We start from the raw sequence: 23,754 nt of genomic DNA on the forward strand, positions 1-23,754 counted from the left end.
AGCAAGGGAAAGAGCCTCAAGCGACTAGCAAAGATTCGAATGAGCAGGAGGAACTGAGCTATGCGGGAGCCATATCAGAACGAACCATTTACCGATTTTTCGGTAATCGACCATATTAATGATTTTCAGGAGGCGCTGCGCAAAGTTGAACTGGAGCTGGGCCAAGAGTATTTTCTAAGGATTGGTGCTGACCGCATCGAGACGATTCAAAAGCGAAAATCAATCAATCCCTCTGATGTTGGGCAGCTTGTAGGAATCGTCTCACAGGCGGATTCTGAGCTGGCGCATAAAGCCATACTTGCTGCCGCAGAGACTTTCGAGCATTGGAAGAAAGTGACGCCTTCTGCCAGGGCGAGAGTATTGTATAAAGCAGCGACGTTACTGCGAAGGCGTAAGCACGAGTTTTCTGCATGGCTCGTTTATGAAGCGGGCAAAAGCTGGGCGGAGGCCGACGGAGATACAGCCGAAGCCATCGATTTTTTGGAGTATTACGGGCGGGAGATGGAACGGCTTGCAGAGCGTCAGCCTATTGTTGCTGTAGCAGGCGAGGATAATGAGCTAGTCTATATCCCGCTTGGCGTTGGCGTTATTATTCCGCCATGGAATTTTCCGCTTGCGATTATGGCGGGCATGACCATGGCGGCGGTTGTTGCCGGCAATACGGTAGTATTAAAGCCGGCCAGCGCGACGGCTGTTATCGCGGCGAAATTTGTTGAGCTGCTGGAGGAGGCAGGGCTGCCTGACGGTGTTGTGAATTTCTTGCCCGGCGCGGGAAATGAGGTGGGTGATTTTTTGGTGGAGCATCCATTAACCCGCTTTATATGCTTTACGGGGTCAAGGGAGGTAGGCCTGCGTATTAACGAGAAAGCCTCTATCGGCCAGTCGGATCAGAAATGGTTGAAGCGCATCGTTTCAGAGATGGGCGGCAAGGATACGATTATTGTTGATGCGGAGGCCGATCTTGAGCTGGCGGCCGATGCGATTACAGCATCCGCTTTCGGTTATGCTGGACAGAAATGCTCGGCCTGCTCGCGTGCTGTTGTGCATGAACTCGTCTATGACGAGGTTATTGATAAGGTTGTTGAACGAACAAAACGGCTAAAGCTTGGGAAAGCAAGCGAGCAGTCTACTTACGTTGGACCGGTCATTGACGAGCGAGCCTACATGAGTATTTTAAAATATATCGAGGTTGGGCGCAGCGAAGGAATCATCGTACATGGCGGCAAAATTGGAGATAGCAGCGGTTATTTCATTGAACCAACAATCATTAAGGATGTCGCTCCGCTTGCCCGCATCGCGCAAGAGGAAATATTCGGGCCGGTACTCGCGTTTATTAAAGCGGGCAGCTTTGACGAAGCGCTTGCTATCGCGAACAACACCGATTATGGGCTGACGGGTGCCGTCATCTCGCGGAACCGCAGCAGATTGGAGCAGGCCCGCGAGCAGTTTCATGTCGGCAATCTTTATTTTAACCGCAAGTGTACAGGTGCCTTAGTTGGGGTCCATCCTTTTGGCGGATTTAATATGTCAGGTACGGATTCGAAGGCCGGCGGGCGTGATTATTTGCTGCTCTTCACGCAGGCGAAGGTTGTATCAGAAAAATTCTAATCGTTACAGGCGAGCGGATTGGGCTATTAGGCTGCCGATCCGTTCAATGCCGCTCTCAATGTTCCCCTCAATCACATTGGTCACATTAAGCTTTAATAGATTTGCCCTCTGAAAAGTAGACAAGTAGTCGCGATCCATGGCATCAACCAGTATGTCCTCCTTGCGCAATTTGCTGATTAGGAGCGGGACAGAAATGGTTTCATGAAGCAAAATATGAGTATGAACGATCGGGTAATTGGATCGCTCATAGGTGAAGGCACCTTTGCTGCGTGAAGCTTCCTTCGCAAGCGCCGTATCGAGAAGCTTAGCCCTTTCCGAGTATTTCCCTCGGATTTTGGCGCGATGACGCTCGAACATGCCGCTGCGCAAATAGATTTCAAGAGCGGCTTGCGACAGCATGGAGCTGTCGATGTCGTCTTGTTTTTTGTATAGGCGAAACGCTTTTGCAAGTAAATCAGGGATGACCGCAATACCGATCCTCAGGCCGGGAAATATAATTTTGGAATAGCTCTTTAAATAGATGACATGAGAGGAGTCGTCATAAGCATAGATCGGATCGGCTTTGCTGTTCTGCTCGAAATCAGCTAGAAAGTCGTCTTCAACGATATATACATCGTATTTGGCGGCCAGCTTAGCGAGCAGCTGCTTCTCTTTCTTCGAATAGGAGCAGCCAAGCGGGTTGTGAAACCGCGGCATCGTATAAAAAAACTTAATGTCCTCTGTGCGAAAGATCTCCTCCAGCCTGTTGAAATCAATGCCGGAGAAACGACGTTCGATGCCAATTACGGGTACATGCCGTGTTTGTAAATACTCTATAAACAGATGATAACCTGGCTGCTCAATCAGCACCTTCTGCTTGCCGCTCGGAAATGGCATAGATGCAAGCAGAGACAGCGCCTGTTGAACGCCGGAGACAACAAATATATTGCGCTCTGGCGCAAACACCTGATAGCTCATCAATTGCTTGCGAACGATATCAATCAAGGAATCCAATCCTTTGGCGGTGCCATAAACAAATAAGTCCTTCTGGTAAGTGTCGATTGCTTTATTAATGCAATGCTGAAAATCCAAATAAGGAAACAATGCCGGATCGGGCGCCGATGCTGCAAAGTTGAGCAGGCGGGCTGCTTCATCTTGAGCGGCGTTCATCCCTTTTACAACAAAATAGCCGCTTCTTGGCATCGCATAAATGAGATGGCGTTTCTCCAGCTCATCCAAAGCTTTAATAATTGTGCTCTTGCTGCAATTGAACTGCCCTGCCAGCGCTCGAATGGAAGGGAGCTTCTGCCCATCCTTATAGGGCTGCTTTGCAATGAGCTCCTCCAGCTCATTCATGAGCTTTAAATAAAAGTACATTTTAACAGTGCCTCCTGCCATCTGTACCGATACAGATGGCTTTTTTGTATATTGTAGCATGTGCAGCTTTGGAGATACGATACCTATATAAAGCGAACAGTTACTAGGAGGTATACCATGATGACAACACACAATAATTCGAAGTCGAAACGGCTTGCGTATACAGCGATTATTGTTTATTCCACTATTGTAGGGCTTTCTTTTCTTTTCGGAAAATTAGCCTTGACGGTTACAAGTCCGCTGGACAGTCTCGCCCACCGTTTCACCATATCTTTTATTGCGGCAACAATACCAGTCGCATTCGGCTGGATCAAGCTGCAGCTTAAAGCGCGGGATATGCTAAGCATTCTTCCGCTAGCTGTCTTTTATCCGTCGATGTTTTTTGCTTTCCAAGCCTATGGATTACAGTTTACATCCTCCGCAGAAGCAGGCATTATTCATGCCACAGTGCCTATCTTCACGATGATTGCCGCAGCGTATTTCTTGAAGGAGCGGACGACTAAGGTACAGAAGCTTTCGACCCTGCTCTCTGTTGTTGGGGTTATATTCATCTTTGTCATGAAGGGGACGTCAATCGATATTTCTAATGTAAAAGGCACCTTGCTCATACTTTTGTCAGCTCTTTCCTTGGCAGGCTATAGCGTACTAGCAAGGCGACTCTCTGGTCGCATGAAGGTAATGACGATGACGTATATGATGACGGCTATTGGCTTCCTTGTATTTAACTTTATCGCAATAAGCCAACATGTCGCCAAAGGAACGATTGCTCATTATTTTGAACCATTTGCCAGTCCAGTGTTCCTCCTATCGATATTATATTTGGGTGTGCTCTCTTCGCTCGTATCCAGCTTGCTCAGCAATTACGCCTTATCCAAGCTTGAAGCGTCCAAAGTGAGCGTATTTAATCATCTGGCAACGTTGGTCTCTGTTATCGGTGGATTTGTGTTTCTCGGCGAGAAGCTGGCATACTACCATTTCATTGGCGCTGCAGTTATCGTTGTTGGTGTGCTGGGCACGAACATGGGGGCATTCGGTAAAAGAAAGGGAACATCTCCGATAAGTGTTTCTCAAAAGGTGGAACGATAACAGAAGGCAGCGATTCCATCTGAGTCGTACAGCTGCTGCCGGAAAGCTTAGTTATACTCATTCTCTACGCTGACAGCTGCTCTAATAATGGATATGATTAGGTTTGTAGGTTATTAGAAGCGGCGTTAAGGGGATGATCAAGTGATCGAGAATAAGGATACATGGATTGTGGAAGCGGATATTACATGCATGCAATCAGCAATGGAAAAAGGATGGATAAGCTCAGAAGAGCTGGTCCAGTTATATATGGAGCGAATCAGCAAATATGATGGCGTTCTTCGATCTATTTTGGAAATGAACCCTGATGCCATTGAAATTGCCAAAGCGTTAGATAAAGAGCGACAAGAAAAAGGGAGTCGTGGCAGCCTGCACGGTATTCCGATTTTGCTCAAGGATAACATCGATACAAACGACAATATGCACACAAGCGCGGGATCAGTAGCTTTAGCGAATTCATATGCTGCGGAAGATTCCTTTGTTGCTTCGCAATTACGTGCCGCAGGAGCGGTTCTGCTAGGCAAAGCGAACATGACAGAATGGGCTAATTTCATGTCAGGCACAATGTGGGCGGGATACAGCTCAAGAGGAGGCCTTGTGCTTAACCCGTATGGTCCGGGAGAGCTGTTCATTGGCGGTTCAAGCTCGGGATCAGGCGCTTCGGTTGCCGCCAATTTGGCAGCTGCTGCAATTGGCACGGAAACTTCGGGATCCATCATTAGCCCTGCAAGCCAAACGAGCCTAGTAGGAATTAAACCAACGATTGGGTTAGTAAGCCGAGCCGGCATTATACCGATTACAAACAGTCAGGATACAGCAGGTCCGATGACTAGAACGGTAACGGATGCGGCTATTCTTCTTGGAACATTGGCAGGCGCCGATGAGCGAGATGCGGTTACGGTAAATGGGGCAAAGCAAGCTCATTCCGACTATACGCCGTTCCTTGATGCTGGTTATTTAAAGCAAGCAAGGATCGGAATCCCGCGCTTTTATTATAAAGATTTGGACGAAGACAGGCTTGCGATCATGGAGTCGGCTATTGCGGTTTTGAAACAGGCTGGCGCGACGATTATCGATCCCGTTGAGCTGCCGTGTGAGAAGGTTGATTGGGATTGGCATGTGCTGCGATATGAATTCAAAAAATATATCAATGACTACCTCGGAAAGCTGGATGAATCGGTTCCGGTTCATTCCTTGAAGGAGTTAATTGCTTATAACGAAGAGCATGCAGACATTGCTTTAAAATATGGGCAGGATACGCTGCTTTCGGCGGAGGAAACGAGCGGAACGTTGACCGAACAGGAATATGTCGATAGTGTTTTGAGAAATAAAGAGCTGGCAGGCAAGCAGGGAATTGACTTCGCATTAGAGGAGCATCAACTGGATGCTTTGTTGTTCCTAGGCAATGATGATGGCGATGATCTTGCCGCAAGAGCGGGTTATCCGGTCATTACCGTGCCTGGCGGTTATGCGGAGAAGGGAATCATTGCCGAAGGCGGCTATACGACCAAGGGACCGCAAGGGGTCACATTTATAGGTACAGCCTTCAGCGAGCCTACCTTAATTAAACTAGCCTATGGCTTTGAGCAGGCGACCAAGCATCGTGTATCTCCGTCAGCTTTTAATTGAATAGCTTGAAATAAGCAGGCGTAAACAACGGGTATAATCCGCTGGTTTGCGTCTGTTTTTTTGGGAAGAAATAAGGAATAGAAACAAGTATGGCTTGTTATGTTTTAGATTCTGCGTATCTTTTTTTAGTTATGGATCGTTTTCTAATAAAGGTGTTTTGGAGGAGTGTATTTAGAATGCAAAAGGTACTTATTCTAGGTGCAAGCGGTCTTGTAGGAAGAGCATTGGTTGATGAATTGCAGCACGGTTTTGACCTGTATGGCACTTATTCTTCATCATTTACGAGTCTGCCTACGGATAAGCAGTACAAATTAGATGTTGAGCAAATGGCTGAAATGAAGGAAATCATCCATTCGATTAAACCCGATATTGTTATTTCTTGCTTAAGAGGAGAGTTTGATCAACAGCTGTTGTTCCATAAAGAATTGGCTATGGAATTAGCTAAGCATAATAGTCGACTGTATTTCTTTTCTACGACGAACGTATTTGATGGAGACTTTTCAAAGCCTCATTTTGAAACAGATCTACCTATTTCCGGCACCGATTATGGGAAATTCAAAATCGAATGTGAAAACATGCTTACAGAAATTTTGTATGAACGAGCGATCATTGTCAGAATACCCGCGATATGGGGGAAAGATTCTCCGAGATGGAACACGATTAAAGATAGTATCGAAAATAATAAAGAGATAGAAGTTTACAGCAATCTCGTGTTTAATAATCTTCTGGATGTTTCGCTCGCTAAACAGCTGCGCTTCATTATTGATAAAGAGCTAAAAGGAATTTTTCATTTAGACGCAGTGGATACGCTGACTCAAGGACAATTTTATGAACAAATTTTAAATCAATTAGGAAGTGAAAAGAGTATATTGCGAGAACGATTATATGAGGATGATGCTGCTGCATATTATTTTCAATTGCGTTCGAATCGCGATGACTTTGCCAGCGCTCCGCGAAGCACTAATGCTGAGATGATATCATATTTAGTGAGCGATTATTTGGATAAAGAGCAGCAATAGTTTAAAAAGGATGGGGCTACCGCATGTAATGAATCAGGAAATGACACTTCAGGTCGCCTTTAACAAAGACAAAGCCTTGGCGTTTAAGGCTTTCATGAACGATCCGCTTGTCAGTCTGCCTAATCAAGCTGGCGCAGCATTGTTTGAGAAAATGCTTCAGAACACGAAGTCGATGCTGCCTGGCTGGGACCTGTAACAAAAACGACTGGTAAAGCAATTCCTTTTTGAGAGGGAATTGCTTTTTTTGTTCGTGCTGTCGCTGTAAGTCCAAGACCGCCGATGGCGATCTTTTCTTATGTTTGTTTTTATTTTAGTGGTAAGTGTGTGTCTAACTGAAAGATTAATTCAATAAGGATGAAAAACCAATATATGTTAAGATATTTATACGATATCATTTGGGAGTAACGTTTTACCTTACAAAGTATTTAGAAGCTGATTTGCTTCGTAAAGGTAAAGCTATGTGGACTGCTAAGGAGGGCAGATATGACTATAAAAGCGAGATACATTTTGCTTGCTGTATTAATAATTAGTGTGGCCATATTAATTTTACTGCTGTCATCAAGACAAGAGAAGTTTATTCACAAAACAGCAATTAACGAAAAGATAGTTCAAACTAGAAGTTTTAGCGTGAGTTCTGATTCTACAGATTTGAGTACATCAGCAAAAGGAACATTATTTATCAAGGGAGACAAAGGAATTCCGGAACATATACAGATTGTTGCTTCGATATCAATCGACCCTAAAGACTGGGGTGGTGTTGCTTTCAATATTCCTGATAAATGGTATATTTCAAACATTACAAGCAGTTATCCTGAAAAAGAAACAAAATCCATACCTGCGGACTATATAACGACATGGACTACTGCGGATACAGAAAATAAATGGAGAGCAATAATTGAAGTTGGAAGAGAACGAGACGCCTATAAATCAACGGGAGGCGGTACAGGAACGGTTGTGATTGACTTAGTTTCTGATAAAAAGGCAATACAAGAGTCAGATCAATTCAGTATTTCGGTTGCGGTGGGCTCAGATGAAAAAGATGGTGTAAAGATTGTAGGACCTGATTATGTTGAAATACCTATATCGTTAACGGATATATCAGATGATTAAAATTAGATAATAGACCATTGCACTTCATGAGAAACTTAAATTGCCGCGTCATACGCGGCTTTTTCTATTTGAGAGGGATCTCGTTATAATGAGAAGAGCGATTATAGAAAGAAGTGAAATCATCATGAAGATCATTGTCATTGGTGCAGGAATTGCTGGAGCATCAACCGCATACCATTTGGCTAAGCAGGGTGCAGATGTTCTCATTATCGATAGGAAAGATGAAGGACAGGCTACGGATGCAGCAGCTGGCATTATTTGTCCTTGGCTGTCGCAGCGGCGCAATAAGGCGTGGTATCGCCTTGCTAAGGCTGGAGCGAGTTATTACCCTGTTTTAATTGAAGAGCTGGAAAGTGAAGGGGAAACCGAAACCGGATATGCCAAGGTCGGCGCCCTAAGTATACATATGGATTCGGAGAAAATCGAGAAAATGGAAGCGAGAGCTTACAAGCGTTTAGAAGAAGCTCCAGAAATCGGTGAGATTACGCAGCTTGATGAACATCGGACCCGAGAGCTCTTCCCGCTGCTCGTCGAAGGATATTCTTCCGTTCATATTAGTGGAGCCGCCCGTGTGGATGGCCGTGCGCTGCGTGATGCTTTGCTTCGATCTGCACAGAGGAATGGGGCTGAGCTTATCTATGGGGATGCTGGGCTTGAATATCAATCCAACCGAATAACGGGTGTAACGGCCCAGGCAATTAGTTATCCGGCTGACATCGTGATCGTCTGTGCAGGGGCCTGGGCTGGTCAGCTGCTGCAACCGTTGGGCATTGATTTTAAAGTGAGTTATCAGAAAGCACAAATTATGCACTTGCAGGTACCAGATGCCAAACAGAATACTGGCATCTGGCCGGTTGTTATGCCGCCTTCCGATCAATATTTGCTCGCCTTTGATCAACAAAAAATCGTCATAGGGGCAACTCATGAAAATGATATTGAAGGTTATGATACGAGGATCACACCCGGTGGAATGCATGAAATTTTAAGCAAATGTCTTCCATTCGCACCTGATCTGGCAGATAGTACATTTCAGGAAGTAAGAGTAGGCTTTCGCCCTTTTACCGCCGATTTTCTTCCGGTTATAGGCGCCATTCCAGATTGGGAGGGACTGCTTGCGGTAAACGGTCTCGGGGCTTCCGGCTTGACGATGGGGCCTTATATCGGGGACCAGTTGGCTAAGCTAGCACTAGGAATGGAAGTGGATATCGATTTAACCGATTATGAAATTTGTAAAGCCATTAGCTGAGCTGTAGGATAAATTCATAATGAGTCATTTTAATATCGTAGAAGGAGAGCTGCTGTTTTGAAGAATAATATCATCGAATACTGTTTAATGAAGAACGGAGCGTCTAAGGATTATCCCTTCGGATTCGAACCGTTGGTCATCAAAGTTGCAGGTAAAATATTCGCGTTTATTTTTGAGGATAAAGGGGAGCACCTTCGCTTAAACCTAAAATGTGATCCGGTAATTGCGGAAAACTTAAGGGAACAGCATGAAGCTGTTCTACCAGGATACCATATGAATAAAAAACATTGGAATACAATTACGATCGACGGTTCTTTGCCAGAGTCGGATGTTTTTGAAATGATTGATCATTCTTACGAGCTGGTTGTCAAAAGTCTTTCTAAGAGCCTTCGAGAATCTATTATCGAAAAGAACTAAATGGCTCAGAGCGTATGACCGGACTTCGCAGGTTGTAGTTAAATTAAGATTGTGATAAACTGTACCTAATTTTGATGACGGGAGTTGAACGAATACAATGTAGAACTTTCTTGCTGTGAGATCACGAAAAGAACGAACTCAGCGATCGGCTGTGGTTGGTTTATTTCGTCTCTGCAAGAAAGGTCTGCATTTCGTTTGCGCTCCCTATCCGGATAGTCATCCAGTCCCATAAAATGGGGCTGTATTTCCTCGTATGGATTAGAGACGCAAGAAAGCACCTTTCTTGCGTCTCTTTTTTATTTTCATACGAAAGGATGATCGCCATGCCCGCGATTCAAGTATCTAATCTCACTTTTGCCTACCCAGGCAGCTATGACCTCATATTCGAAAATGTTCATTTTCAAATCGATACAGACTGGAAGCTCGGGTTTACAGGGCGAAACGGTCGGGGCAAAACGACGTTCTTTAACCTGCTGCAGGGGAAATACGAATACAGCGGTACGATCTCCGCACCCGTTGCCTTTGATTATTTTCCGTTTCCCGTCGAACATCCGGAATATTTGACCGTCGACGTCATCGAAGAAATCGTGCCGGACTATGAGCGCTGGAAGCTGATGCGTGAACTGAATCTGCTTAAGGTTTCGGAAGATGTGTTGTATCGGCCATTCGAAACGCTGTCCCAAGGCGAGCAAACGAAGGTACTGCTTGCCGTGCTGTTCATCCAGGACAATCGCTTTCTCCTCATCGACGAGCCAACCAATCATCTCGACTTGCATGCACGCAAACTTGTCGGTGATTATCTAAACACGAAGCGCGGTTTTATTCTTGTGTCACATGACCGCTCATTTCTCGACCGCTGTGTCGATCATATTTTATCGATCAACAAAACAAATATAGAAATTCAAAAAGGCAACTTCTCCAGCTGGTGGACGAACAAAACCCGCCAGGACACGTTCGAATTGGCACAAAACGAGAAGCTGTACAAAGATATCGAGCGTTTATCTAGCTCTGTCAAACGCACGAGCGGCTGGTCCCACGAGATTGAAAAATCGAAAAACGGCACACGAAACTCCGGTTCCAAGCTGGATAAGGGATATGTCGGGCACAAAGCTGCTAAAATGATGAAACGCGCGAAATCCATTGAGCAGCGGCAAAATGCCGCTGTTGAAGAGAAATCGAAACTGCTTCGAAATATTGAACAGTCAGAAAGCCTTGTGATCTCTCAACTCGCGTATTCCAAATCCGAACTGGCTGTGCTGGATCACGTCTCGATTTATTACGGTGAAAAATCAGTTTGCGAGAACGTTAATTTGACGATCGAACAAGGGGATCGGATCGCCATTTCGGGTCCAAACGGTTCGGGTAAGTCTAGCGTGCTCCACCTGCTAAACGGCGAGGCGCTTCACTATACGGGTACGTTTCGGATTGATCCTCAGCTGCGCGTTTCCTATGTATCCCAGAATACTTCTCATCTGAGAGGGTCACTTTCTGATTATGCAGCAGAGCACGGAATCGACGAAAGTTTATTTAAGAGCGTGCTGCGAAAGCTTGATTTCGCCCGTATCCAGTTTGAGAAGGATATGTCGGCGTTTAGCGGCGGACAGAAGAAAAAGGTTCTGATCGCGAGAAGTCTATGTGAAGAGGCTCATCTGCATATTTGGGACGAACCGCTGAACTTTGTTGACGTCATTTCCCGGATGCAGATTGAGGAGCTGCTGCATGAGTACGCACCGACCATAGTGTTCGTGGAACATGATCGTGAATTTCACGACCGTGTCGCCACAAAAACGATTGAACTGACGGGAAACTTTGACTAAAAATCGTATCTTTTAAACGAAACAGCAGCCATAAGGCTGCTGTTTTTTTGTGTGTAATCGAAGGCCAGTTTTATTATTTGCCAGTTGCATGATTCGATATTAAAAATTGGGGCTGTGCAACACTGTTTGTCTGAGCTTATTTTTGATGCCAAAAACAAAACTGTTTCTCTAGACCCACACGCATTCTATCAAGTAACATAGGTTTTGTTCTGCAAAACCGACTGGGAGTGAAACAAGTGCAAGATACGTATGATGATATCAAACAAGGCGAAAAAGGTGCATGGCTGAGCATTGGCGCTTATATTTTCTTGTCCGCAATAAAGTTAATTATAGGTTTCCTCACTGGCTCCGAAGCCTTATCAGCTGATGGTCTGAACAACTCAACCGATATTATTGCTTCTATAGCCGTGTTGATCGGGCTTAAAATATCTCGGAAACCACCGGACAAAAACCATCGGTATGGTCATTACAGAGCTGAAACGGTAGCTGCCCTAATCGCTTCTTTTATAATGTTCGCTGTTGGTATACAAGTATTGTATCAGACGGTTATGAAGTTCAGAGCTCCAACAATTGAATCACCTGATATTATTGCAGCTTGGACTGCCCTATTTTGTGCCATAGCCATTTATTTCGTTTACCTTTACAACATTCGTTTAGCAAAAAAAATAAACAGTCACGCAATGATGGCGGCCGCACAAGATAATCGTTCGGATGCTCTTGTAAGCATGGGCGCTTTTGTTGGCATCATCGGTTCACAATTTGGCTTGCCATGGCTTGACCCAGTCACAGCTCTAATTGTAGGCATCATTATTTGTAAAACAGCATGGGATATTTTTCGTGATTGTTCGCATGCGCTTGCTGACGGTTTTGATCATGAAGAACTTCAAACCATTAAACAAACCGTCTCCGATACCCCAGGTGTAGAGAAAATAATTGATATAAAAGCTCGTATTCACGGGAATAACAAACTGGTAGACGTAACGATTGCCGTAGACCATCAGCTAAATGTAGGAGAAAGCCATGACATTTCAGAACAAATTGAGAAACGTATTGCTGAATTGCACAGCATTTCCTACGTACACATTCACATAGAGCCTTTTTTGGCGAGTAGTTAGGTACACAGAGTAAGTTCAAGAGTAACAGCTGTGCATTGACATGAAAAAGTGGAGAATAAAGATTTTTTCAAGTTGATATCACATAATAAGAACATCATCAGAAAGGAATTGAACATGGCAGTAATAACTTTATGCGGTTCTACAAAATTCAAAGATCAATTTGAAAAAGCAAACGCGTTTCTTACACTTCAAGGCAATATTGTTATTAGTGTTGCTTTTTTTGAACAAAGTGATGGTTTTAAAATTACAGAAGAACAAGCAGAGTTACTAGGGCATCTGCATTTAAGAAAAATAGATATTTCTGATGAAATATTCGTAATTGATGTGGATGGATATATAGGCAACAGTACAAAAAAAGAGATTCAATATGCTGAAGAAAAAGGTAAGGCAATCCGTTACTTTTCCGATGGCGAAATCCCCACAAGTATATTCAGCTAACGGATAACTACGGTGGAAGAGTTGCAGTTGTGCAGTCCCCAAAAAAGCCCGCCCGATATTATTTTCGGGCGGGCTTTGCTCTTGCAATTATTGTTTAGGCAGTTGGTCCAGTGGTGGTGATCATCCACATTACGCCGTATTTGTCTTCGATATGTCCGAATAATGTGCCCCAAAATGCGGGTTCTAACGGGCATTTAATGTTGCCGCCTACAGCTAGCTTATCGAAGGCTTCGCGGGCTTCAGCCTCTGCATCATACTCGAGACACAGATGTATGGCATTTCCGCGAATGATGGGTTCAAATACAGAATCGGACATTAAAAAGTGAATTCCTCCAGCCATCAGACTCAAGTTAACAACTTTATCCTTGAGTTCTTCCTTTGCATCAGGAAGCTGTCCATGCGTCATAACGGACAGGATCTCTCCACCAAGTGCATGAGTATAGAACTCAGCTTGAGCTTTTGCGTCCTCCGACATCATATAAGTTGTGTGTTTTGCCATCTTATAACATCCTCTCATCCCATAGTTTGGATTATTTTTGTAGATAACCGATGAACTCAGCCTCTATTTAGACAACGAATGAGAAGTTTGAAAATCGACAGATTCCAAAAAAATTTTTAAAACTTTATTTTATTATGCTGACAGGCAGTGAATTTCCAGTAATGATAAAATGAAGTTGCAGCTCGGGAAGGTGTTTATTAATTATTTCTGATCATGGGCTGCCTAAAGAGTTATTTTAAAAATGGGTACAATGCTGGCTTTAAGAGTAATTGTAGCTTAATGAGGTGTTTGGATTGGTTACTGTTAAAACCGAGGTTCTTATAAATGCTCCAATACATCATTGTTTTGACTTAGCGAGGAATATAGAAGTACATACTCAAACGGTCTGGAAACATACGAAGGAGAGGGCTATAGCAGGAACGATTGAAGGCATGATTAATAAGGGAGAAACCGTGACCTTTCTGGCTACTCATTTTCTAATCAGACAAAAACTAACCTCGAAAATTACGGAATATGAAAGTCCCTATCTTTTTGTAGACGAAATGAGCAAGGGGGCTTTTAAAAGTTTAAGACATGAGCATATATTTGAGGAACATGATGGAATGACATTAATGAAAGACATATTGGTTTTTGAAGCTCCGTTTGGAATAGTTGGATGGATTACAGAGAGATTGATATTAAGAAGGTACATGAAAAGTTTTTTGGAGCATCGAAATAATCAATTAAAGAGTAGGGCAGAAGAGCTAGTCACTGACCTTGATTAACCTCGTTTAAACGCTCTGTACTGGCAAGCTTCTCATAACAATCAAGCAAGATGATAGAGATCATATATGAACAGGTACTACAAAAAGTTGGTACTCGTTTCAAGAAAAGGTTTTTATTAGAATTGATTTGTAAGGAAGCAGATGATTGCTGGATTACGAGCTGGGAGGCATCAATATGTCATTTTTAGCACTAATTGTATTGTTAATCATAGGAGTAATCATGTTAGTGGTCGGATTTGCAGCTAAAAAGAATTGGCTTAAGCTGTTATCCATTATCCCGCTAGCTATTTCTACGTGGCATTTTTCAAATTTGTTTTTGATAGGTTATGGATGAAATTTGTGAGCATATCTCTAGCATTTTTTCCAGCTCTTAAAATATAATCATTTGATCCAAAAGGAGACAGCCATTATTATGGCTGTCTTTTACCTCATAACTGAAAAATTATGGTATTATCAAGCTGCTGTTATAGCTAGAAATAGGAGGGTGTGAACAAAATGAAGGAAAAGGTTGTCACAGCGTACGACAAACTTGCAAAAGACTACGAAAAGCATGTGGATACTGAGAGTGGGCACAACGCTTATTATGAGCGGCCAGCAACGATGAAACTTATGCCAAATGATATGAATTCACTTACAGTCCTTGATGCTGGCTGTGCTGCAGGTTGGTACACGGAGCAATTTTTAAAGCGCGGTGCTCAAGTAACGGCTATTGATTTGAGTCCTGCTATGGTAGAAGCATGCAAAAGGCGAGTTGGTCATGAGGCAGAAGTATTCGCTTGTGATTTAACTGAGCCCCTCCCATTTAAAAACGAAACATTCAACCTTATAGTAAGCTCATTAACCCTGCACTATATCGATGATTGGGCGCCAACCTTTCAAGAATTCCATCGCATATTGAAACCGGGTGGACAAGTTATTTTCTCCGTACATCATCCATTTATGGACTTTAAACATTTTGAAAGACCTGATTATTTCGCTCACGAGCTGCTTATGGAAACCTGGAACAAGAAAGAATCTGGCCCAGTGGAGGTTACATTTTATAGGAGGCCTCTTCAAGAGATTCTGAATGTCACATCTGCCCAATTTATCATTGATCAAATCATCGAGCCGCAGCCGGATTTAGCTTTTAAAGATAAACCAGATGCTATGGATTGGTATAAGCGTTGGTATGATCGTCTTTCGACTAATCCTCATTTTCTCATTGTGAAAGCTCGGAAATAGAAGGATAGAATTCTTTATTAGGATTAGGGGGATATGATGCAGACAGTAATCGATGAGCTAATACACTATTATTTTATTCATCCGAGCTATGAAATCGAGTCCGTTCCTTTTGGTCTAACAAACCTCACGAAGATTGTTAAAATTAATGATCGAAAATATGTAGTCCGCATCTACGATCGTTATACGAAAAATGTACAAAGCATGGAAATGGAATCGAAAATAACTTCGTTTTTGAGTGGCAGCAATCTTACTTTTCAAGTGCCTGTATTTCTTCGGGCGCTCAATGGGGATGAATACATACAATTAGCAGACGGTGCTTTAGGTGCGGTCGTATCATTTATTGAAGGCCGTGTACCAGAAATAGTAGAAACACAACAAGCCTTGAAATTTGGTCATGTCGTTGGAGAAATCTCTTCAACACTGAGCAAATATGAAACTGATCTGCTAGATCACCATGGAAAAGCTTTCTCAGATCTTTATGATCTTCATCCACTCGCCCATCGTAATGATATAACTTCTTTTATTGAAAATCCGCCATTTCACATTTCTGAATCCCACCTGAACTTCTATAAAAATATGATTTTGTCCGTTGAGATGTCTATCTACCAGCTAAAAAGTTTGCCAAGGCAGCTCGTTCATCATGATTTGCTTATATTCAACCTATTGTCCCAAAACAACAACATATGTGGCGTATTGGATTTTGATTTCACTTCGATTGATGCTAGTTTTATGGAATTTGCCATTAGCCTTAATCATATTTTGCAAATGTCGGATGGATCTTTGGAAATGACTGAAGCCTATATTAAGGGGTATGCCGTTTTTCGCAAGGCAACTATACAAGAAATTAATCATTTGCAGCTCATGACGCAGATTTATCATATTGCAGTTCTCCATATTTATATAGGTCAGCATTACTCAGGAAAATCGATTGAAGCTAACTTCAACTATATACTCCATCAATTTCAAACACGAAATAACTGGTTGAATCAGCATCGCGGGGCCTTGCAAGCACTACTTGAATTATATCTGGTTTGAGGAATTCTGGGCTCAAGCACCGCTTGATATACAAAAAGAAGGGTCAAATATACACTGAAAGTATCTTGAATGAAGGGGTGATGACAGTGTTTGATATGATGAAGGTAGGCAGAAATATTTCGAAGCTAAGGAAGAAGATCGGAATTACCCAAATGGGTTTAGCAGACAGACTTAATATCAGTTATCAGGCGGTGAGCAATTGGGAGCGGGGAGAGACGATGCCTGATATTTCTAAGCTTCCCCAGATCGCAGAAATTTTTGATGTCAGTATCGATGAGATTTTGGACGAAGGCAAAGGTACTGAAATCCTTAGAAGTATGCTGGATCATTCAACAGAAGATTATTTACAACATAATGAAGTTTCACTTAAAGATATTTCCGAAATTGCACCATTGCTCAAACCAGAGCAAGTGGATGAGTTCGTTGCGAATGCAGAGGACAATGTTGAAATAGGCGATCTTTTGTCCATTGCTCCTTTTGTTAGTGAAGAGACGATAGACAGAATTGCAAAACAGGTGTTTGAAAAAGAGGGCATTTATGTACTCGTATCGTTAGCTCCCTTTATGAGTGAAGCTGCGATTGACGAGTACGTGAAGCAATCTTTTGAAAAAGCAGGCATACATTCACTCGTAGCGATGGCCCCATTTATTAGTCAGGGTGCGATTGATGAATGTGCGAAGATGGCGGTTGAAAAAGAAGGCATAACTGCCATTGTATCGCTGGCGCCATTTATTAGTACAGAGGCAATTGACGAATGTGCGAAAAAAGCTTTTGAGAAAGAAGGCTTAAAAGCACTGGTGTCGATCGCACCTTTCATCAGTAGAGGTATATTGAATGAGTGTACTGAAAGCAGTGCTATAGCGAGAAACTGAAGGATGGACGTAGAGTCAGTCTTCCAGCGATAGCTTTAAAGAACGTTTGGGAATCCGCTGCAATTCGGGTTCCTTTTTCTTATGCTTAAACGGCAGGCGATGCAATGTTTGGCTTGTTTTATATGTATAATATAAGAAAGACAAGCAGGATGTTAGAAGGGAGTATTTCATTGACTCTACAACAATTAAAATACGTAATTGAGGTCGCCAATCGAGGCTCCATTAATGAGGCAGCCAAGCGGTTGTTTATTTCTCAGCCTAGTCTTTCCAATGCCATTAAGGATCTGGAAGAGGAAATGCAGCTAGAAATTTTCGAGAGATCTAATAAAGGAATTTCACTTTCTAAGGAAGGTGTTGAGTTTTTAAGTTATGCAAGGCAAGTTGTTGAGCAGGCGGAATTGTTGGAAAGCCGTTACCTGAATGCCAAGCCTTCGCCGCAGCATTTTTCGGTTTCTACTCAGCATTATGCTTTTGCAGTGAATGCATTTGTCAGTTTGGTTCGCGAGTATGGTCAGGAAGAATATGAATTAACATTACGTGAGACTAAAACCTACGAAATTATTGAAGATGTTAAAAGCCTGCGCAGCGAGATTGGAATCTTGTATCTTAACGAGTTCAATGGGAAGGTCATCAATAAGTTGCTCAAAACGGCGAATTTACAGTTTATTAGCTTATTTACAGCTAAGCCTCATATTTTCATCAGCATTAATAACCCGTTAGCCAATCAATCGATCGTGACCATTGACCAGCTTCAAAATTATCCCTATTTGTCCTTTGACCAAGGCGAATACAATTCTTTTCATTTTTCAGAAGAAATTTTAAGTACGATGACTCATAAAAAAAGCATCCGTGTAAACGATCGGGCGACGCTGTTCAATCTCCTAATTGGACTAAACGGATATACGATATCGACGGGTGTTTTAAGCGCTGATTTAAACGGCAATGAGATTATTCCAGTACCGCTCGATTGCGAGGAGACGATCAATGTAGGTTGGATCTCGCAGCGAAATGCTTCCTTATCCAAGCTTGGATCGGCATATATTGAGGCGCTCAAACAAGCGATTGGCAAATAAAAGTGCGGGTATAGCTTAAGGCTATGACTAGATATAGTTTAATCCAGTTACTCTATAACAGTGAATACGTGTTATCTTTCTTGTAACAATTTGTATAGGAGTGTTACGAGATGGTGAAAAGCAGTGTTTTGGGATATCCACGTATTGGTGCGGATCGGGAATGGAAGAAGGCGCTAGAAGCGTTCTGGGCAGGCAAGCTTGAAGAATCAGAGTTCCATGGCAAGCTTCAAGAAATCCGTTTGAATCATTTGCGCAAGCAGCAGGAGAAAGGCATCGACCTTATCTCGGTCAATGATTTCAGCTATTACGATCACATTCTTGATACAGCAACGATGTTCGGGATCATTCCGAAGCGCTTCACTTACGAAGGCGGTTCAGTACCACTGTCGGTTTATTATGGCATTGCCCGCGGAACGAAGGATGCAACGGCAAGCGAAATGACCAAGTGGTTTAACACCAACTATCACTACATCGTACCTGAACTGGACGGAGCAGCACCTGTACTTACAGAGAATAAGCCGCTTATCGCATATTTGGAAGCTAAAGAAAAGCTCGGTATCGAGGGAAAACCCGTTATTGTCGGCCCATTAACTTTCTTGAAGCTGTCCAAAGGATACAGTCAATCAGAGACGGATGCTTGGCTGGATCGATTGCTGCCGCTTTATGTGCAGATCCTGCAAGAGCTTGAAAAAGAAGGCGTTCAGTGGGTACAAATAGATGAACCAATTCTTGTAACAAAACTTAGCGATGCTGATCGCAGTCGCCTAAAAAATATTTATACCACGCTTGCTGCATCGGTAACTAATCTAAACATCATGCTGCAAACGTATTTCGAATCCGTAGAAAACTATACTGACATCGTTGTGTTGCCGGTCAAAGGAATTGGGCTTGACTTCGTACACGGTTTGTCCGCAAACTTGTCATCCATTAAACAATTTGGCTTCCCTCAGGACAAGGTTCTAGGTGCAGGAGTCATTGATGGCCGCGGCATCTGGAAAGCGTCACTTCGCGATAAATTGGCATTGTTGAAAGAGTTGGCTGAAGTCGTAACGGCTGAACAGCTAATTGTACAGTCATCTTGCAGCCTGCTTCATGTTCCAGTCACAGTGCAAAATGAGACTAAGCTATTGCCTGAACTAAAGGGTGCTCTAGCATTTGCGGATGAGAAGCTGGATGAGATTGTTCTTCTTGCGAAAGCAGTTACTTCGGAAGATGCTTTCATTACTGCTGAGCTTGAGAAATGTGATGCTGCTCTAGAGGCGCTTAAGCAATCAGGCGAGCGCAATCGTAGCAGCATTCAGCAAGCCGTAGCCGCTATTAGCGTGCAGAATCCAACACGCAATCTGACATTTTCTGAGCGTCATATTGCCCAACAGAAAAAATGGCAATTGCCGATTTTCCCAACGACGACAATTGGCAGCTTCCCGCAATCCGCAGAGGTGCGCAAAGCCCGTCAACAATGGCGCAAGGGTGATTGGAACAATGAACAATACGCTAGCTTCATCCGTGAGCAAATCGATATCTGGATTAAGCTTCAGGAAGAAATCGGACTGGATGTACTCGTGCATGGCGAATTTGAACGGACAGATATGGTTGAGTTTTTCGGTGAGAAGCTTGCGGGCTTTGCGTTCACTCAGTTCGGTTGGGTACAGTCGTATGGCTCCCGCTGCGTGAAACCGCCAATTATTTTTGGAGATGTAGCGTTTGAAGAAGCAATGACTGTCGAGGAAACGAAGTATGCTCAGTCGAAGACTGAACGTCCAGTTAAAGGAATGCTTACGGGACCGATCACGATCATGAACTGGTCGTTCGTCCGTGATGACATTACTCGTGAGCAAATCGCTTACCAGCTTGCCTATGCGCTTAGACAAGAGGTAGAAGCGCTTGAGCAAGCGGGCATTGGGATGATTCAGGTTGATGAGCCTGCGGTTCGCGAAGGTCTGCCGCTTAAGGAAGAAGACCAAGCCAACTATTTAGCTTGGGCTGTCAAAGCTTTCCGTGTGACTACATGCACGGTTCAGGAAACGACGCAAATTCACACGCATATGTGTTATTGCGAGTTCCATGACATGATTGATTCCATTGAAGCGATGGATGCAGATGTTATCTCCATCGAGACTTCACGCAGTCATGGTGAATTGATTCATAGCTTTGAGCTGAATACTTACAAGCTGGGTATAGGTTTAGGCGTATACGACATCCACAGCCCGCGTATTCCGCGAGTGGAGGAAATGACGAGTATGATCGAACGCGCTTTGCGTGTGCTTGATCCGAAGTTGTTCTGGATTAATCCAGACTGCGGACTTAAAACACGTGGACTCGAAGAAACCGTTGATTCCTTGCGCAATATGGTTGAAGCGACACAGATCGCTCGTGCGAAACATTCTTTGCAGGTGTAAGCTAGGTTAATAATAAAAATCACAGAAGAGCAGGCTGCCACGGCAGCCTGCTCTTTTTGATAGGCTCAGATCCGATTTTGTTTTATAAATAAACTAGAATTAGGCTGATTTCTCAAATATGATACGATAAACGAAACGAATTGATTTTAAAAGGAATGAATATCATGGATAAGCTTCATACAGCCATAAGTTTAAGAGAAGCAGGGAAACTGGAAGAAGCCAAGACATTGCTGATAGATTTAGTCAAAGAAGAGCCGCAGAACTCTTCAATATGGTATCAACTAGCTTGGGTTCATGATGCTATGGGACTCGAAAGGGAAGCCGTACCTTTTTATGAAAAATCGTTGGAACTAGGATTAGTAGGTAAAGAAAGAGAAGGGGCATTGTTAGGCCTAGGAAGTACATATCGTACTTTAGGCATGTATGATGAATCAAAACGTATATTTGAAGCAGCAATAAAAGAGTTTCCAGAACGTAGAGAGTTTCAGGTGTTTTATGCGATGGTTCAATACAACTTGAAGGCTTATGACAAGGCAATGGAAATTTTATTGAAGCAATTAGCCGAAACGAGCGCTGATGAGGGAATTCAGTCGTACAAGAGAGCTGCCCTTTTTTATTCAGACAAATTGGATCAGGTATGGGACTGATCCAGCCTGCTATTGTCCAACTATACGGCGACAGACTAGGACGTCATAATGACGCCATTGTCTATCGCCGTTTTTATTTATTCGAATCAGCCGAAACAAATAAGGTTTTGTACCGTCTAACAATTAGTGTAAATTTTACCATTAAAGCGGTTTACGTTGATTCGCAGGAGGGGGAGAATACGAATGAAACAAAATGGATTGAACTTAATAATGAGAATGGGGCGCGTCTTTCTGGCTGGATGTCTGATGTCGCAGCTGCTTGTTGGCGTCGCGTCAGCTAATACGGCGGAGAAGCTGGCATCTGGCGGCAGCGTGAACGCGAGCAGCAAGGTCGATCGTTCGCTGGCCTTCACAACAGACATGCAGGATGCATTAAAGGAAGCGGAGCAATTGCTATATGATCAGAAACCGTTTTCGGATTGGGCGGCGATCGGATTTGCAAAGAACGGCCGAGCAGTTCCAAAAGGCTTTCTGGAGGAGAAAGCAGATGTCATATTAAATAATGGCGGAAGATTTGATACGTATACAGATATGACAAGAACGGTGATCGCTTATGCTGCTGCTGGCGGCAGCAACATTAACAATATCGCTGGTCTTGATTTTTTCTCAGCCGTTTTGAACAATCCTGACCTTGAGAAGAAGGGGATATATGAACTCGTACCCGCTTATGTCGTGGCGAAGAGTTCCAGTCCCTACTCTCCTAATTCAAACCCTTTCTGGTATCCTGACGCGTTTTCTCATATCATCACAAATCAGCAGTTGAAAGATGGAAGCTGGTCCGAGTCCGTTAATGGAAAAGGTAGTGCTATGGCAACGGCTGTAGCTTTGACAGGATTGTCACTCATTTCGAGAACGCAAGATCGGGAGCTGACGGAGTCAGAGCAGAAAGCGCTGGAGTGGCTGCGCATGCAGCAATCAGTCGACGGTGGCTTCGACTTCAGCACAGCGGCGACAGCCCAGGTTATCATTGCACTGTCATCGCAACGAATGGACGCTGCTGCGTTCGCGCAGCAGGGAGGCGCTCAGCCGCTCGATTTTCTGATGTCTCGTCGATTGGATGAAGGTGGATTCTCGGAGCGCAGCGATGGCGTTTTGGATATGACGGCGACGCTCCACGCTTATTTGGCGTTGACCGCTTATAAGCTGTATGTGAATGGCAAAGAACGGCTGATCGATGACTTGAATTTGGCTGCGGGCAGCGCGATTATTCAGATCGAGGGGCCTACAGGTACAATCGCACAAGGACGCGTTCCAAGCGGCGGTAAGGCAATAGATACAGCTCTTGCTTTCCTTAAGCAAGAAGGAATTGCCTACGAAATGAAGACAGCTTCTTCCGGGGAGAAGGTAATCACCTCAATTAAAGGAATCGACGTCCTGCAATACGGCGGAAAGAATGGATGGAAGTTCGCTGAGTATAGTAGATATAGCAGTTGGATGTTCCCAGAAAACGCTAGCAGCGGGAATGTTCTTAGTGATAGAAGTCGATTGCTTCTTTATTATGGTTCGGATACAACCGAGGTTATCGACTTAGTCGTTGTTAATGGCTCAAATGCGAACGGCCAACTAGCAGAGGGACGGCCTTTAGCGAATTCTCCTTTCGAGCTGTTCGTTAAGAAAGCGAATCGTAAATCGGGTCAACTGCCTGCGCCGAATATAACGGTGACAGTCGGTGGGAAGACGATGGTGACCGATGCGAAAGGGAAAGTGGCTTTTGCGGGAATGCCCTCGGGTGTGCATGTCGTTACTCTAACTGGGTATCGGAAGGATGCTGCGCCTGCTGTGGCCAAAAATCTTTACTATTTATCGGTCTCTGCTCCTCCGTTGGCTGACTTTAAGGATGCTAATCAAGTTGCCGGCTGGGCAAGAGAAAATATGGCACATGCGCTTTATGAAGGTTACATCCAGGGCGTAAGCGTGAAGGATAATGTACTGGCTCCGAAAAAGACGTTGTCTCGCGCTGAATTCGCAGCCATGCTGCTCCGCTTGGTACACGGCGCTACGGATCAGCCTGCTGGCAGCTCTCCCTTTAATGATGTTCCAGCGGGCAAATGGTACAGCGACGAAATCGCAAGAGCTGCAAAGCTCGGCATTACTGACCGTACATCCGGTCGGTTCGAGCCAGAGCGTACGATTACCCGCGAAGAGGCAGCGATGATGTCCGCAAATGCTGGTCGTTTAGCAACCTTCGGCAGTGAGGGGCGAATAGCGTTCGGCGACATTAAGGGGCTATCCGCGATGAGTCTCCACGCTATCCAAGCCGTCAACGAGTTTAAGGTGATGGTCGGCAGCGACGGCAAGTTCAATCCGCGGCAGACGCTGGTTCGAGAGCAAGCGGCGGCGATCCTTTTGAGGCTGCAGAAGCTGCTATATCCCGAGAAGTACTTAGATTGATCATGCAGCTCTCTG

21 protein-coding genes are annotated in these 23,754 nt (G+C 43.9%); 19 read left to right on the forward strand and 2 right to left on the reverse strand.

Features of this window, described 5'->3' with window-relative positions; genetic code table 11:
• Positions 1–60: 60 nt before the first annotated feature.
• On the forward strand, positions 61–1,608 hold the full coding sequence (gene pruA, locus AC1DM9_RS00900) for an L-glutamate gamma-semialdehyde dehydrogenase (RefSeq protein WP_441880724.1): 1,548 nt from the start codon (positions 61–63) through the stop codon (positions 1,606–1,608).
• 3 nt (positions 1,609–1,611) lie between these two features.
• Here pruA and AC1DM9_RS00905 read toward each other — a convergent pair whose 3' ends face one another.
• Positions 1,612–2,964: an aminotransferase-like domain-containing protein gene (locus AC1DM9_RS00905; protein WP_477578043.1), complete on the reverse strand. Its 1,353-nt coding sequence runs from the start codon at positions 2,962–2,964 to the stop codon at positions 1,612–1,614.
• A 117-nt stretch (positions 2,965–3,081) separates the two neighbouring features.
• Here AC1DM9_RS00905 and AC1DM9_RS00910 point away from each other — a divergent pair, with 117 nt between their 5' ends.
• The 10 genes from AC1DM9_RS00910 to AC1DM9_RS00955 all read left to right on the forward strand — a co-directional run bounded on the left by AC1DM9_RS00910 (position 3,082) and on the right by AC1DM9_RS00955 (position 12,838).
• Positions 3,082–4,050 carry a DMT family transporter gene (locus AC1DM9_RS00910; protein ID WP_477509839.1) on the forward strand — a complete coding sequence of 323 codons (969 nt, stop codon included), beginning with the start codon at positions 3,082–3,084 and terminating at the stop codon, positions 4,048–4,050.
• Between the two features lie 141 nt (positions 4,051–4,191).
• Positions 4,192–5,676, forward strand: coding sequence for an amidase family protein (locus tag AC1DM9_RS00915; RefSeq protein ID WP_477578044.1), 1,485 nt, complete (start codon positions 4,192–4,194; stop codon positions 5,674–5,676).
• A gap of 176 nt (positions 5,677–5,852) precedes the next feature.
• Positions 5,853–6,695: a sugar nucleotide-binding protein gene (locus tag AC1DM9_RS00920; protein ID WP_477578045.1), complete on the forward strand. Its 843-nt coding sequence runs from the start codon at positions 5,853–5,855 to the stop codon at positions 6,693–6,695.
• Between the two features lie 10 nt (positions 6,696–6,705).
• Complete coding sequence (locus tag AC1DM9_RS00925) at positions 6,706–6,891, forward strand: hypothetical protein (RefSeq protein WP_477578046.1); 186 nt, start codon at positions 6,706–6,708, stop codon at positions 6,889–6,891.
• 287 nt (positions 6,892–7,178) lie between these two features.
• Complete coding sequence (locus AC1DM9_RS00930) at positions 7,179–7,805, forward strand: hypothetical protein (protein ID WP_477578047.1); 627 nt, start codon at positions 7,179–7,181, stop codon at positions 7,803–7,805.
• Positions 7,806–7,926: 121 nt separating this feature from the next.
• Complete coding sequence (locus tag AC1DM9_RS00935; protein ID WP_477551447.1) at positions 7,927–9,051, forward strand: NAD(P)/FAD-dependent oxidoreductase; 1,125 nt, start codon at positions 7,927–7,929, stop codon at positions 9,049–9,051.
• Positions 9,052–9,108: 57 nt separating this feature from the next.
• Complete coding sequence (locus AC1DM9_RS00940) at positions 9,109–9,468, forward strand: MmcQ/YjbR family DNA-binding protein (RefSeq protein WP_477578048.1); 360 nt, start codon at positions 9,109–9,111, stop codon at positions 9,466–9,468.
• Positions 9,469–9,791: 323 nt separating this feature from the next.
• Positions 9,792–11,285 (forward strand): ribosomal protection-like ABC-F family protein, encoded by a 1,494-nt coding sequence (gene abc-f / locus AC1DM9_RS00945; protein WP_477510331.1) that lies wholly within the window; start codon positions 9,792–9,794, stop codon positions 11,283–11,285.
• Between the two features lie 236 nt (positions 11,286–11,521).
• Complete coding sequence (locus AC1DM9_RS00950; protein ID WP_477578049.1) at positions 11,522–12,400, forward strand: cation diffusion facilitator family transporter; 879 nt, start codon at positions 11,522–11,524, stop codon at positions 12,398–12,400.
• A 114-nt stretch (positions 12,401–12,514) separates the two neighbouring features.
• A complete protein-coding gene (locus AC1DM9_RS00955) occupies positions 12,515–12,838 on the forward strand; it encodes a hypothetical protein (RefSeq protein ID WP_477510333.1) in 324 nt (107 codons plus the stop codon).
• A gap of 94 nt (positions 12,839–12,932) precedes the next feature.
• Here AC1DM9_RS00955 and AC1DM9_RS00960 read toward each other — a convergent pair whose 3' ends face one another.
• Positions 12,933–13,337, reverse strand: a complete 405-nt coding sequence (locus AC1DM9_RS00960) for a VOC family protein (RefSeq protein WP_477510334.1) — start codon at positions 13,335–13,337, stop codon at positions 12,933–12,935.
• A gap of 293 nt (positions 13,338–13,630) precedes the next feature.
• On the opposite strand from AC1DM9_RS00960, the gene AC1DM9_RS00965 reads away from it, so the two are divergent.
• The 8 genes from AC1DM9_RS00965 to AC1DM9_RS01000 all read left to right on the forward strand — a co-directional run bounded on the left by AC1DM9_RS00965 (position 13,631) and on the right by AC1DM9_RS01000 (position 23,739).
• Complete coding sequence (locus tag AC1DM9_RS00965) at positions 13,631–14,101, forward strand: SRPBCC family protein (protein WP_477510335.1); 471 nt, start codon at positions 13,631–13,633, stop codon at positions 14,099–14,101.
• A 495-nt stretch (positions 14,102–14,596) separates the two neighbouring features.
• A complete protein-coding gene (locus tag AC1DM9_RS00970; RefSeq protein ID WP_477510336.1) occupies positions 14,597–15,322 on the forward strand; it encodes a class I SAM-dependent methyltransferase in 726 nt (241 codons plus the stop codon).
• Between the two features lie 36 nt (positions 15,323–15,358).
• A complete protein-coding gene (locus AC1DM9_RS00975) occupies positions 15,359–16,357 on the forward strand; it encodes a phosphotransferase (protein ID WP_477578378.1) in 999 nt (332 codons plus the stop codon).
• A 95-nt stretch (positions 16,358–16,452) separates the two neighbouring features.
• Positions 16,453–17,229: a helix-turn-helix domain-containing protein gene (locus tag AC1DM9_RS00980; RefSeq protein ID WP_477578380.1), complete on the forward strand. Its 777-nt coding sequence runs from the start codon at positions 16,453–16,455 to the stop codon at positions 17,227–17,229.
• Positions 17,230–17,399: 170 nt separating this feature from the next.
• Complete coding sequence (locus tag AC1DM9_RS00985; RefSeq protein WP_076267414.1) at positions 17,400–18,302, forward strand: LysR family transcriptional regulator; 903 nt, start codon at positions 17,400–17,402, stop codon at positions 18,300–18,302.
• Between the two features lie 110 nt (positions 18,303–18,412).
• Positions 18,413–20,701 (forward strand): 5-methyltetrahydropteroyltriglutamate--homocysteine S-methyltransferase, encoded by a 2,289-nt coding sequence (metE, locus tag AC1DM9_RS00990; protein ID WP_477578050.1) that lies wholly within the window; start codon positions 18,413–18,415, stop codon positions 20,699–20,701.
• 164 nt (positions 20,702–20,865) lie between these two features.
• Entirely contained in the window at positions 20,866–21,348 is a 483-nt protein-coding gene (locus AC1DM9_RS00995) for a tetratricopeptide repeat protein (RefSeq protein ID WP_477578051.1), read from the forward strand.
• A 183-nt stretch (positions 21,349–21,531) separates the two neighbouring features.
• Complete coding sequence (locus AC1DM9_RS01000) at positions 21,532–23,739, forward strand: S-layer homology domain-containing protein (protein WP_477578052.1); 2,208 nt, start codon at positions 21,532–21,534, stop codon at positions 23,737–23,739.
• Positions 23,740–23,754: the final 15 nt, after the last annotated feature.

This window comes from Paenibacillus sp. 01T431, assembly GCF_056398625.1.